Below are 13,061 nucleotides of genomic sequence, written 5' to 3'. Positions count from 1 at the left end.
CTGTTCGTTTTGTTTTACAAACTTGCTTCTTGATTTCCAGTTGTCCAATCTATATTTTGTCAACTGCTCTATATCCTAATGAACGACTCCAAGAAGCCATCCATAATGGTTATCTTAGATCGGTAATACCGCTAAAAATGTGCTTGAGATCTTTGCCCTGTCCCCTATTCCTATTGTTGCTTGTGGCATCTTGTTCCCAAAGTCCTGTTTTCGAGCAATATGAGACGGTATCCCGGATCGGGGACCAACAGGAATGGGCGGCCAAAGACCTGGATGATCGGGACTGGGAAAAGGGAAAACCTATTGTAGCGGGTGGTCAGATTTACTGGTTTCGGACCCCAATTGCTATTTTAAAGGCCCCCGGGCCCTTACATCCCTATGGAATACAGCTGGATGTTTATGGGGAGTATGAAGTTTTTTGGGATGGGGTGTTGATCGGGAAAAATGGGAATCCAGGTCAGGAAGCGGTGCTACCGCCCGAAGGTAAAATGTGGGCCACTTTTAGTATTCCTACCCACCTGACCGAAGCGGGCCAACATGTTCTGGCCATACGCTCAAGTCTTTATCATTTCCCGGACCATTCCGGAATATGGGGACTAAAGATGGACCATTACGACGATCTATTGAAGGATCGACTCATTGAATCTTCCTATATGCACCTCTTTGCAGGAGCCTTTCTTATCGCTTCTTTCTATTTTCTATTGCTCTTTCTAAGTGATAAAAAGGAGTATGCAACACTGATTTTCAGCATTAGCTGTTTTCTCTTTTTTATTCTGATATTGGCAGAGTTCAGTAAAGCCTATATGCCCATCCATTACAGTATGCATATTGTACGCTTACGGATCATAGGCAGTCTGATGCTCGGTATTTCTTTTTTGATCCCGTTCTATTTTTCCATGCAGTTTCCCTTCCCCAAACGAAAATTGCTGCTGACCCTTTTCGCAGGGGTGCTATTGTTCTTTTTCCTATCAAGATATGTCTTTGAACTGACCGCCAATAATATGGTCCTGAGCATGTGGTTGTTTTCCTTTGGGATTGTGGTGTTCGGGGTCTATAAAAGGATGAAAGGCGCCCGTCTAGTACTGTTGACACTCCTACTGTCCGTCCCCATAGGTTTTGTCACTCCCTTTAACAAAAGCCTGTTCGCAGGTTTCAGCCTTATTCTTTTGGGTATGTTTTATTTGCTATCGCTCCGGATCAAGGAACAACGCCTGGCTTATGAAACTTCTCTGGTGCAATCCACGCGCCTGCGGCTGGAATTGTTAAAAAAGAACATTCAACCCCATTTTCTAATGAACACCCTGACCTCATTGATAGATTGGGTAGAAGAAGCACCTAAGAAGGGCGTTTTGTTCATAGAAGCCTTGGCCAAGGAATTTGACCTCTTTAATCAGATAGAAAACAAAACCCTGATTCCCATCGCCCAGGAAATAGCGCTTTGCCGTACGCATCTTGAAATTATGGAATACCGCAAAGAAATCAACTATTCCCTGCAAGAAGAAGGTATCGATCTTAAAGAAAAAATACCGCCCGGAATTCTTCACACCTTATTGGAAAACGGCATTACGCACAGCTTGCCCTTGGAGGATAACAGTATCCGGTTTACACTTAGTTTTGAAGCGAACAGTGATTACAAGTGTTATACCTTTTTAACGTTTGCAGCAGGTTTGGGAAAAGAAACAAAAAAAGAAGGTACAGGCTTAAAATACATAAAAGCCCGGTTGACGGAGAGTTATCACGGGCAATGGGATTTTACCTCGGAACCGGCGGATCACGGTTGGAGAAATACCATAAAAATATATTCCTAGGAGATGCACATTTTAATTGTTGAAGATGAATCACGGATTGCCAAAAGAATAGAACGCATGACCCGTGCTATTTTTGGTGATACGCTACAATCGTTACAACATATAAACACCCTCCATGGGGCAGTGCAGTTTATAGAAAATAACTCCTTGGATCTTGTGCTCTTGGATCTGAACCTTAATGGTGCCAGTGGGTTTGACCTTCTTGCCACCGCGGTTTCCGGATCGTTCCATACGGTAATTGTTTCTGCCTACAAAGACCAGGCAATTACGGCTTATGAATATGGCGTTTTGGATTTTGTACCCAAACCTTTTAACAGGGACCGCTTGGAGCAAGCCTTGAACAAGACCCTTGTTAAAGGGAAAACAGCTGCCCATGATATTAAATTTTTAGCGGTTAAAAAAAGACACCGGATACAGCTCATACCCCTTGAAGAGGTACTTTATATAAAAGGTGCCGGTGTTTATACCGAACTCTTTCTGGCAGATGGGAAAAAGGAACTGCATAATAAATCGCTCGAAAAACTGGAACAGTTGTTATCGCCTTCTTTTGAACGGATCCACAAATCGTACTTAATGAAGATGTCCGAGCTAAGGGAAATTCGTGTAGAAACGGGAAGCAAATATATGGCCGTGCTCAAAAATGGGGAACGTATCCCTATCGGAAGAACCAAGTACAAGGACATCAAGGCGAAGTGGCTTTAAAATAGGTCGGGGTTTTATATATTATTGATTGGGCTTGAGGTTCCCAATGACCTGGGCATCTACCCAATAAATGTTGGATAACCCACCTTCTTCTATTTTTTATATACATTACTAGCAGTTGACTTTTCATATCCACCTTTCTTGGAATTTCAATGAATAGTAAATTATTTGTTTAGAAAAATTACCATCAACAAAATTCTCCTTTTCTTCAAGTTTTTCTAACAGTTTTGAGCATTGATTCCAAATTTTGATTAATTCGGAAACCATAGGTTTTAGAATTTTTGCATTATCCGGAGTATAATGAACAGTCTTGTTTCTTAATCTAAAAAGATTTTGAACTTCATTGAGATGAATCCTGTTCTTATTTAATTCATCTTTAAATATGTAAACTATTCTTTCCATAATTCTTGAAGTAGAAATTCGAGAATAGCTAAAATCATCTATTTTTCTTGATTGGTTCAAAAAGAGTAAATGCCTATTAATTATAGTTTCCATAAAGAAGCCCATATTGTTTATATGTCCTAGTATTTCAGTCGAATCAATGCTGTGGTTTAATCCGAATTTATATTTTTCATTTTCAGCCCTTTTTTGCGCATTATCCCATGCAGAGTAAATTTTTTTTATAGTTTTTTCAGAAATCACCTTCTTATTGTCAAATTGTAACATTCCGATAGGTGTCGCAGGTAAAATAAGTTTATCAATTGTTTTTCTATCTTCTTGATTTGGCTCAATTGTCTCCAATAATTCTCCGAATAGGATTGAAGCAAATTCATACTTCAATGCTGTATCAAGATATTTAAATGCTTCTTCCAAAAAGAATGATGCGCCTAGCGAAAGTTTTTGGTATGTCTTGATATCATGTTTGTTACTCATATTGACCAGCTTGCCGCCAATGGGATTTGTGTATGGCATGTGGGGCGCAGTGCCACGGACAACCATCATCACACCCTATGGGTTATACATATTGTTGTAGGCAGTGCCATTTGGTCATTGCCCAAGGTAAATATAGTAAAACTTGGTATCGGCATGAGGTGTGATTATTTACATATGTGGCCATGCCTGCCTGCCCTCCACAGGCGGGCCTGCCTACCGTAGGCTGGTTCCATTACCTTTTAAGAGAAACCTTTTTAGAAGAAAAATTAAAGGGAAATCTTAGTAGTAAATCTTTGCTACAACTTATAACATATTAACGTGAATGCCTTGACACCAAATTGGAATATGTAAATAATTTCGAATGGAAACTATTGTTTTTCTTAGTTTAGAAGCTTAAACTGAACTGAGTTCAAATACAAATGTTCTATACCTATATCTTTCTATTACTTGTATTTGCCATTTTTCTCAGGCCGATTTCCACACTGATTCATGAATTGGGCCATGGAATACCTGCCTTGTTGTTGACGGATGACAAGGTTACATTGTTTCTAGGTTCTTATGGAGATCCAAAGGAGAGTATTAAAATTAATATCGGTAGGTTGGAAATCTATTTCAGAAAGAACCCCTTTCATTGGAAGATTGGTCTTTGCCAAATGCATAGCGAATCAGTTTCTGTTAACAGACAGATCTTGATAAATCTAATGGGGCCGATAATGTCGCTAGCATTGTCTTTAATAGTCACTTATTACGTTTTTTTCGCCGATTTAAATGGGGATTTTGTAGTGCTGTTATTTTTCTTTGGGATATCCACTTACTATGATTTCTTTGCCAATATCATACCTCAAAGACAACCTATTAAATTACATGATGGAACCTTAACCCATAATGACGGCCAAAACATAAAGAACTTATTAAAGTATAAGAACCTGCCGTTGGAATATGAGGAAGGTATTGACCTATACAATAGCAAAGAGTTTAAAAAAGCAGGGGAAATATTCGAAAAAGTTCTAGATTCTGGACATAAACAAGATTTAATATATCGCTTGGCAATATCATCTTTTCTAAATGCCCACAATTATCAAAAAGCCAAGTTGTTCAACGATGAGTTTGAAAAAAAGAACAACAGAACAAACTTTGATTCAAATGATTACAATAGTTCTGGGCTACTTAAATCATATTTGAAGGATTATTCAAAAGGGTTATTGGATTATGAAAAATCATTAGAACTCAATCCGGAGAATAATTTGACCCTAAATAATCGAGGATATACCTATAACCTTATTGGGGAATATGATAAAGCAATTACAGACTTCGATAAGGCTATTGAAATAGAGCCGGAGCAAGCATATGCCTATAACAACAGAGGTCTAGCTAAAATAAAACTAGGAAGAAAGAAGGAAGGGCTCAATGATATTGAAAAGTCAATGCATCTCGATAAAGACAATTCATATGCACATATGAATCTAGGAATTTATTATTACGATTTAGGGGAGTTCGCTAAGGCTCTAGAAAAATTCAATTTAGCTTTGGAGTTGGACAAAACTACTTATGAAATTCGAGAAAGAATTGCTGAAACCAAGAGAAAACTAAATCTGTCTTAATCAAAACCATTTCATACACTCACCTCCGCTAAAGCTTCAGCGTGCCCTCCTGTCGGCGGGCAGGCTCGCCTGCCTCCCCTACCTGTGCTCCGTAACTTCAGTGAAGGAGCACTGTCTACTTTATACTCAATGCAACAAAAAAGCCCCGGAGATTGTTCCAGGGCTTTCCTAAAAACAAAGTGGTATGTCTACAACTTCCCGATATTATAGCTTAACCCGATATGAGGCACCATAAACGATGTAGTGGGCCCAAAATGAGGGGCCCTATGCGTAACATAGATGCCCAATGATAGCTTGCTCCTCCCCTTCACATAGCCCAGGGACAACTTATTAGCGAAGAAGTTATAATCGCTATCGTAAATGGCTGTGCCCACCAGCGCTCCGGTTTCGTTGCGGAACAATTCCTTTACGATGAAATCGCTGTTCCGGTTCAATAGGGACAGACCAGCCTGGGCAAAAAATTCGCCCTTGCCAAAGACCTTGAAATAGTAGGCCAGGTACAAATGATAGCCCATCAGCAATTTGTAATCTGCCCCTTCCACACCAAAATCGCCGGTGATCTCACGCGCGTCCAAAAGTACCAGGTCGTAACGGAACGAATTGATAAATCCGACCGAGAGTTTCTTCGAAACAAAATATTCCAATTCAAGGTTCAGGGCCATTCCCGAATTCTGTTTATCAATATTCGTAAAGGATGCCTCCTCGCTAAGCGGTATCGCTACATCGTAAATAGGCGTAATCCGATATTCCGGTCCCAGGCTAAAATAGAGTTGACCCTTACGGCCGGTTTCAGTGTCTTGGGCATGGCCAACAAAAAAGAAGCTGGTCAAGGCAAAAAATAGCAATGTCCTTGTCATGGTAGTTCGTGTTTGAAAGGGGCGTTGATAAAATGAGTGCTTGTTTCAAGTAGTTTTGGGTCGGGTTATAGCCTCACCCCTACCCGTAGCGCCAGGATGGCCACCTTTTGTTTCCCATTATCGTAATCTCCTTTAACGGCAGGTTGTCCGCCCAGCGCAGGAATATCTAGCGTCCCGCTATAGGTATGTTCACCCAGGCCCAGGTAATCCACCGCTATGGAAAAGCGGTCATTGATCCAAATACCGGCCCCAACGGTATACCCGAGCTTGGTGGCCCAGTTTTGCGTTGATCTATAGGTTTCCCCATCTATCGTAAGCACGTAATCCATAATTTTAAGAAAGTTCGAGGCCGCCCCGGCATGGGCAAAGATTGAAACACAAGGACCAGTTTTAAAAGTATACCGCAAACCGGCGGTTACGGGAACGTTCAAATACTTTGGGTTCTTGATATGCACATTGGCATCGCCCGTAATTTGCATTAAAATTCGTTCAGATAGTGTCTCCGCGTCCTTTTCTGACCCGTTGTAATGAAGGTCGACCCCTCCGAACAGTCCCCAACCATTTTTTCCCAAGGGATATACATATTGGGCGCCTATATGGGCGCCCACGGCCGCATTGCCATTGCTGCCTATATCTGTAAAATCACCTAACGGGAAGGAGGGTCCCGCATGGATCGAGACACTTCCCTGGGCTTGAGATCGAATGGTAAAGCAAAGGACCAAAAGTAAGCAGCCAACAATCAATGGACATTTTTTCATGATATGCAGTTTTCCATTTAGTGCATAAAACTGCGGATAAATTGAATAGGAAGAAAAACCCATGTAACAAGTGGGCGTATATGGGAATGGACGGGAAAATTGGCGGGGGAAAGAGGGTGTTTACAATAAACAGGGAACAATTAGCAATGAACCATTATGGGGATTTGCGCTTTATAGAAGAGGGATGGTTTTGGGGGAGCTATTGGATATGGCCACCCTCCTACTCCCTGCTTCATAACTTCATTTAAAGCAATGGACCAGTAATGAATAAAGTTCTCTTAGGCCGCTTGCTCCCTACCCAAAACACGCACTAGCAACTACCAAGCAGCCAGCATAAAGCATGGTTCGCTGGTATTTAGGTTCGGATGATGCTCACCTCTAACGATATTCGCTACTACTTTTTGATCGGATTTGTCAATCAAATACTCAATTTTCGTGTTAAAGGAAATATCATCCCAAATGATTTTATCACACCCGTTTATTGCAATGATCATCTCATTGACATATATGTTCCTCGGGTTATAAACTTGAATTTTAGCCCCCTTAAACTCAAAAACAATCCCTTTTTCACTGGTTCCTGTTATTTCCTTTAAGGCATACAAATTGTCTCCAGGCCTTCCAATACAGTCCCCCCAAAGCGTTATGGTTCCTGCCAAAGCTGCCTTGGATTCTTTGTATAGTTGCATTAACGTATCATCCTCTATAGGGTCTAACGATTCTAAATTGTAGAAATCCTTCATGGCATATCTTTTAAATAAATCTGGAAATGCTCTTCTAAATTCTGCAAGAGTATATTTTCTTCTAGATTCAATCAAACAATATTTTGCCTTTGAATTTTTTATTTATTTCTTTTATGATGTTTTTCCGTTCTTCTTCCGTAACACGTTGTCCTTTTGGCTTCCCCCAATAGTTTAAAGATTCTTTATCAGCATAAAACATCGGCGGATCTAAAGTGGCTTCACCTTTTAACACCAATATCTTGCCATTTTCGAATTCAAACGTCATTTGACCTAAGTTTCCCAATGCCTAATTAAGATTACTTCTTCCTCTAAAGCCAATGGCTGTTTTTTTCTCTTAAAACTGCTAGCTCATTTTGGTCATGTCTTCGGTTGTTCGACTCAAAATTACCAAGCAAGCATAAACGCTGGTTCATTAATGCTAATAACAGGATTGTGACTCCCTTTCAACACATTTGCAATTAATGATTTGCTGGAAGGATTAAAACTATATCTAATTTTCAATCCTGATGACCTATCATGCCAAATAATCTCATTGCAACATTCAACAGCAATTATAAATTCATTTATATATACTTTATTAGGTTCTTTTAAAATAATATCGCTTTTACTAAAATTAAATAAATACATGCCTTCATCAAATTCTTCAATTTGCAACAACCGATATATATTATCCCCAGGCCTTCCAATACAGTCCCCCCATACTAGAATACTACCTCCTTCAGATGCTTTAGATTTTTTATAGAGAGTCTTAATTTGAGACTTATCAATAGGTTCAAGTTCATTGATGTTATAGTAATCCATATTTTTTAGTTAAATAAATTCGGATATAGTTTCCGAAATTCTTGTAAAGTATATTTTTTACCTGTTGTATTGTCTAATATTTCTGTAATCCAATTTATGCTCCAATTTGAAGATAATAATACTTGATCTCCACCACCAGATAGTCTTTGTCCATTTTTACCTACCTGAGGAGCCACTTTTCCAATATTCATAGTAGTTCCAGCAGGTATTTTTATCTTAGCTTCAAAACGCATACTATTGTTAAATTCACTCAATATAGCAAGTTCATTTCTCGTGGCACCCCTTTTGGTTGTTAAAAAGGCACCATTGGCAAGAGCATCTCCTCCAAAAGATCTATAAAGCGATATGTCAATATTATTTTTAGCTGTTCTATAAGCTCCATCTAAAAAGGTAGTGGCTCTAAAAGAAGGTATACTTTGTCTTTTTAGAATTGTAATAAAACCTTCTATTAAAGTTGCAGACTGAATTATTGTTTTACTGCCTATCTTAATAGCTACTTTTACTGCTTTTCCACCACCTTTGATCACAGGTTTCAGAATCTTGCCCCCTGGTATAAAGCCGACCACCAGCCAGACCCCAGCTTCGGCCCGTGATGCTTCATTGTTGTCAAAATCCTTGCCATCTATAAATACTATTGCCTCCTCTATTGGTGTCGCATAACGGGCAACCCCTTTCATGCCCTTCCAAAAAGCCTGTACCAAATAGGGGTCGCTTGTAGTGCTCACTCCGGTCGCGGGCAATAAAAGCTCGTGCCAACGTTTGGTCCCGTCATTAAAAATGTAGTAGAAGTAGCCATCATCATTTAAGCTGGGCTCCGAAAAGGAAACCCCATTATTCACCTCTCTGACCGAATTGGAGCGATAGACCCAACTGCCGTTATTGAGCTGATAAAACCTATTGGCATTGGAGCCGTTTCCGTCTGGGGTCCAGTTCTTATAGGACAGTGCATCCAGTCCACCTATCTTGCCCGATCCGTTCCCCTTACGGTATCCTTTGCGCAACTTGTTCAATTTATGTGTCATGCCAAACTCGCTACGGGTCAGCATGGCCTCCCTGTGTTGCAGGATAATATCTTCCCTTAACTTTTCCAACCTTTCATAGTTCCTGGCACATTGACGTACCGAATAATTCGAGGACAGGGAGTTGCACCGTTCGGATTCGTTTTGGAAAAAATTGTCTTTGAAGACCCTTTGTGAATCCGTGAGCTTTGGAGCCTTCTTCTTGCCCATGTTCAGGAGTATGGTGTTGTTCCAGAAGTTTGGCAGCCTATACTTGGTGATCGGTACGCTCATCACACCCCTACCACGGTTGTTGTACTGGGTGAGGTAGGTGGTCATAAGGAACACCTTGTCCTGTAGCCCCTTACGGTTATAGTTGGCGATATGTTTGTTCGTCATCTCAGTGGATAGGCTCCCATCATCCACGATCCGGTGCATCCCCCATGCCCAGGAACGATTTTGTGCCGCTCCGTACTCTTTCTTTGAAAAGTCATTTAGGGATCCGTCCCAAAGGCGATCTAAGGTTCCCAAACCTGTGGAACCTAGGCGGGTGTTCCTGACCCTTTTGTTGGACAGTTCATCGCAATTAACGATACCGCGGGGGCTACAAACATCACGTAAATGTCTCCATTCCTCAATCAAATTGAGGTCATTGGTATGCTGTTCTTGTTCCTTATCCAGCGACCTTGCCTTTTTGCTATGGCTCGACCCGATCGAGCGTGCCCTGCTCTCAACCTTTTTGAAGTTCTTCTCGTAATTTTTAAAGAAATCCCTTTGGGCATTTCTAAAGGTGCTGTGACGGGTCCGCAATTGGCGGTTGATCTCCTTTCTGAAGTTCTCTTCCTGTCGGCGCAGCCAACGATCTACAGCTGCCCGCTGCGCGGCATCAATCGCTATCTGCATGTTCAACAGAACGTCCATGCTGGTGTAATAGATCTGGAAATCCAATTCCTCCGTCCTGGCCGGTAGGGCCCTGGGCGGCCTCCTGGTCGTGGTGCGCCTCGTATTCCTATTGCTTCTTCCCCTGGCGTCCCTGTTCCTACTATCTGAGCGGTCTACCCTACTCTCGAGTGGCTCGTGACTTCTGTACTGTGCTTCCGCCGAAAAGGAAAAGCAGGTGAAAAGGGCCACGGAGAGCAGAAATCTGTATATATTTTTCATCTTTGACGGCTTTATTTTTTAATGACAAGTTTGGTATGTGTCCGGTCGTTCACCCTTACCTGTACGATGTACAGTCCCGACCGTAGATCGCCCCTGGATATGGCATGGGTGTGCCTGCCCTGTTCCAGAAAGCCGTTGTGCACCGTCTGTACCTTTGTGGCCCCGTAGTAATCGTAAAGCGCTACTTCCACACTGGCATCGGAGCCCAGTTCGTAGTGCACGAGAAGATCATGTGCAAAGGGGTTGGGGTACAGTTTTATAAAGCTACTGCCCTGTTGGGCCAAAGCGGACAGTGCGGCCTGGGACAGTTCTTGTTCTCCCTGGGCCAGTACCATGACCATGGGTGGACCGGGCTCGGCCCATTGTACGGTCCAGGTCTCCAACCTCCCTACGAGGTAGGTGGTGCCCCCCAGTTCTTCCAGTGTAAAATCTGCCGAGAGCAGGTCATGGTCCAGGTCTGGATAACCGGGATGGTCCGTGTACTGCTTTTCAATGGTGATCTGCCCATTGAGAAAGGTCAGGGCACCCTCTTTCCATATGGCCCTGCCGTAAGTACCGTTTCCGGCAACCTCTACCTCCGTCCCAAGGGTCTCCGGGCCACCATCGGTACTTTCCACCAAAAATTTCATGGGCAGGGTGCGTAGCACGGTACGGCCGGACCAGTCCATTTCCAAAAGATGGCCCTGCCAGTTCCCCTCAATGGAAACGGGAACGCGCTTTTCATCTGTTCCTGTCATGGACGAGGCACTCTCTCCCGTTCCTTTGTCCCCGATGGCCTGTTGTAGTCCCTCTCTCCGGACCTGTATGGTATCGCTCTTGCCCTCTCCTTCGTTTTGGAACTGTTGCAACAGCACCTCACTGTTGTATATGGGATTATCACGAAGAAGGTCCATTGCCCTGGCCCGGTCCTTGGGGACCCCGAGCCCGAAATAGTACATTTTGGCAAGCCAATGTTTGGCCATGGGCCAAGTGCCCTTTTTGAACCATTCCATGGCCTTGGCATAGTCCTGTTCCACATCGCCGAGCCCTTTGAGGTACAGGTACCCCAAGCTATAGGCGGCCTTATCGCTGCCCAGTTCGTAGGCGCGCTCGAAGCACATCCGCGCCTGGTTGAAATCCAGGACGGTGCCGATACCATCTTTGTGCAGGACTCCTAACATGCACATGGCATCGGCATCCCCTGTTTCTGCCATGGACCTTACCAGTTTAAAGGTCTTTTTGGATTTTTTCCTGGTCACATGGTCGCCGTAGATATACGCTTCGACCTGTTCCAAGGTTCCTTGGTTCCCTTCGCCACTTTCTTGTGAAAGGCCTGCGAAATGGAAGGCAACAACAAGTATTGCCAGAATCGTACGCTTTTTCATCTCTTTGGGTGTTTTAAGGTTATCTATTTTACTCGTGTATGATGATTACCGAAATTGCGTCTTGGCAGGCAGGCCCCATCCCAATAGCTATCGGGAGGGCTTTTTTAGAGTGGTTAAACAAGTCGCCAAAAGTTGCTTAATAAGTCTCCACGAGTTGTTTAACAAGTCGTTTGGAAACGGTCAAAGGGGGAGTTGAGCCCCTGTTAATCCATTAAAGTTCTTGATTAATTGACAGGAAAGAAAAACCCATGTAATAAGTGGGCGTATAGCGTAATAGGTGGGAAAATTGGAGGGAAAAAGAGGATGTTTACACTGAACAGGGAACAGTTAGCAATGAACAATTATGGGGGCTGCGCTTTACAGAAGAGGAATGGTTTTGGGAGTAAGGGTGGAAACGGAGGGTTCGGGACTGGTTTATTAAACGAGCCGGACGGCCTATGGAGGGCTCGCGACAGCGGGGATATTTCAAAAAATGCATAAACAATCTAAGCGTTTTTTCAATTCTGGCCCGCGCCAAGTAAATCTTCTTTCTTAGCTTTTTCTATGAGATAATTTGTGAAAGCTGAACAGGATACGAGGAAAAATCTAGCGTCTTCTAGCTCTAATTTATCCTCTTGCATAAGAGCATGTCGTATCCCATTTTTATCATTGGTATACGCGTATAATTTTTCAAACCCTGCTTTCAACGTATTGTTTATCTTTTTAGACTTGTTGAGTTTGTTTAAAGCTTTTCCTAAAGTATTTTCCGTTGGTTCAATAATTCTAGAAATAGCCTCTACCATGCTTATGCCCTCCTTTATCGAGTTTCTTAAATCCGGATTCGGCTTCTTTGAAATCAACTCTAGGGCAGTATTTAGATGCTCATGAATGCCTATCAAACCATACTCACTGGCCAAGATTTGTGTCTGTTCTATTTCAGAAATTTCGGCTTCGTTTGTTACCGGAATGAATTTAGTTTCAACTAAGGTATATGCAGAATTATTATCCTTAAGGTTTTCATTCAGGACATCACTAAATTCTTCAATATCAAAGAAAGTGCTAAATTCTGACCTATCCTCAATCTGTTGCAGAACAAACTCGAAGAATTCATAAACTTTGGGCCAATGAGCCTTTTCGATATGTCTTCTAATAAAACCTTTAAGGTCGTAATCCCTATAGGGAAAATCATCTAATGCTTCTTTGAAAAACCCAATCCAAACAATCTGGAAAAATTGTTTCATAAAACTCTTATCCCTCTGATTTGTTTCATATTTTCCATATATATAAATAAGAAATGCATTCCACATATCAGTTCTCAAATCATCATCTATATGGTCTATTTGGATAGGTATCTCTACAGGTTCAAACCCGTAGCGCTTGGCAAAAGGTAAATTGTTCTTGTCAATTTTCATTAATCTA

Annotated in this window: 13 protein-coding genes; 4 read left to right on the top strand and 9 right to left on the bottom strand. The window is 42.1% G+C overall.

The genetic code is table 11. The features are described from left to right. Nucleotides 1–137 precede the first annotated feature (137 nt). The gene (locus ACRD67_RS08665) at nucleotides 138–1,808 is read left to right on the top strand and encodes a histidine kinase (RefSeq protein ID WP_430966736.1); all 1,671 of its coding nucleotides are present in this window, start codon (nucleotides 138–140) and stop codon (nucleotides 1,806–1,808) included. 3 nt (nucleotides 1,809–1,811) lie between these two features. Then, the gene (locus ACRD67_RS08660; protein WP_430966735.1) at nucleotides 1,812–2,510 is read left to right on the top strand and encodes a LytR/AlgR family response regulator transcription factor; all 699 of its coding nucleotides are present in this window, start codon (nucleotides 1,812–1,814) and stop codon (nucleotides 2,508–2,510) included. Nucleotides 2,511–2,636: 126 nt separating this feature from the next. On the opposite strand, the gene ACRD67_RS08655 is transcribed toward ACRD67_RS08660, so the two are convergent. Continuing rightward, entirely contained in the window at nucleotides 2,637–3,455 is an 819-nt protein-coding gene (locus ACRD67_RS08655) for a hypothetical protein (RefSeq protein WP_430966734.1), read from the bottom strand. A gap of 641 nt (nucleotides 3,456–4,096) precedes the next feature. On the opposite strand from ACRD67_RS08655, the gene ACRD67_RS08650 reads away from it, so the two are divergent. Next, nucleotides 4,097–4,984 carry a tetratricopeptide repeat protein gene (locus ACRD67_RS08650; RefSeq protein ID WP_430966733.1) on the top strand — a complete coding sequence of 296 codons (888 nt, stop codon included), beginning with the start codon at nucleotides 4,097–4,099 and terminating at the stop codon, nucleotides 4,982–4,984. Nucleotides 4,985–5,172: 188 nt separating this feature from the next. Here the strand turns inward: ACRD67_RS08650 and ACRD67_RS08645 are convergent, their stop codons facing one another. The 7 genes from ACRD67_RS08645 to ACRD67_RS08615 all read right to left on the bottom strand — a co-directional run bounded on the left by ACRD67_RS08645 (nucleotide 5,173) and on the right by ACRD67_RS08615 (nucleotide 11,663). Then, the gene (locus tag ACRD67_RS08645) at nucleotides 5,173–5,841 is read right to left on the bottom strand and encodes a hypothetical protein (protein ID WP_430966732.1); all 669 of its coding nucleotides are present in this window, start codon (nucleotides 5,839–5,841) and stop codon (nucleotides 5,173–5,175) included. A gap of 65 nt (nucleotides 5,842–5,906) precedes the next feature. Beyond that, nucleotides 5,907–6,599 carry an outer membrane protein gene (locus ACRD67_RS08640; RefSeq protein ID WP_430966731.1) on the bottom strand — a complete coding sequence of 231 codons (693 nt, stop codon included), beginning with the start codon at nucleotides 6,597–6,599 and terminating at the stop codon, nucleotides 5,907–5,909. A gap of 317 nt (nucleotides 6,600–6,916) precedes the next feature. Then, nucleotides 6,917–7,414: a hypothetical protein gene (locus ACRD67_RS08635; RefSeq protein ID WP_430966730.1), complete on the bottom strand. Its 498-nt coding sequence runs from the start codon at nucleotides 7,412–7,414 to the stop codon at nucleotides 6,917–6,919. Then, nucleotides 7,407–7,604, bottom strand: coding sequence for an Imm74 family immunity protein (locus ACRD67_RS08630; protein ID WP_430966729.1), 198 nt, complete (start codon nucleotides 7,602–7,604; stop codon nucleotides 7,407–7,409). The genes ACRD67_RS08635 and ACRD67_RS08630 overlap by 8 nt, the downstream gene beginning before the upstream one ends. 119 nt (nucleotides 7,605–7,723) lie before the next feature. Further along, entirely contained in the window at nucleotides 7,724–8,140 is a 417-nt protein-coding gene (locus ACRD67_RS08625) for a hypothetical protein (RefSeq protein ID WP_430966728.1), read from the bottom strand. A gap of 5 nt (nucleotides 8,141–8,145) precedes the next feature. Then, nucleotides 8,146–10,299: a hypothetical protein gene (locus ACRD67_RS08620; RefSeq protein WP_430966727.1), complete on the bottom strand. Its 2,154-nt coding sequence runs from the start codon at nucleotides 10,297–10,299 to the stop codon at nucleotides 8,146–8,148. Between the two features lie 11 nt (nucleotides 10,300–10,310). Beyond that, nucleotides 10,311–11,663: a T9SS type A sorting domain-containing protein gene (locus tag ACRD67_RS08615; protein WP_430966726.1), complete on the bottom strand. Its 1,353-nt coding sequence runs from the start codon at nucleotides 11,661–11,663 to the stop codon at nucleotides 10,311–10,313. A gap of 228 nt (nucleotides 11,664–11,891) precedes the next feature. Between ACRD67_RS08615 and ACRD67_RS08610 the strand changes: the two genes are divergently transcribed. Continuing rightward, entirely contained in the window at nucleotides 11,892–12,143 is a 252-nt protein-coding gene (locus tag ACRD67_RS08610) for a hypothetical protein (protein ID WP_430966725.1), read from the top strand. Between the two features lie 17 nt (nucleotides 12,144–12,160). On the opposite strand, the gene ACRD67_RS08605 is transcribed toward ACRD67_RS08610, so the two are convergent. Continuing rightward, entirely contained in the window at nucleotides 12,161–13,054 is an 894-nt protein-coding gene (locus ACRD67_RS08605) for an AbiJ-NTD4 domain-containing protein (protein WP_430966724.1), read from the bottom strand. Between the last annotated feature and the right edge of the window lie 7 nt (nucleotides 13,055–13,061).

Origin of the sequence: Eudoraea algarum (genome assembly GCF_050589645.1) — a bacterium.
In the GTDB taxonomy this organism is placed as follows: Bacteria; Bacteroidota; Bacteroidia; order Flavobacteriales; family Flavobacteriaceae; genus JBNGOQ01.
Note: the sequence above shows the minus strand (reverse complement) of the source record. Positions and strands in the feature narration are given on the sequence as shown.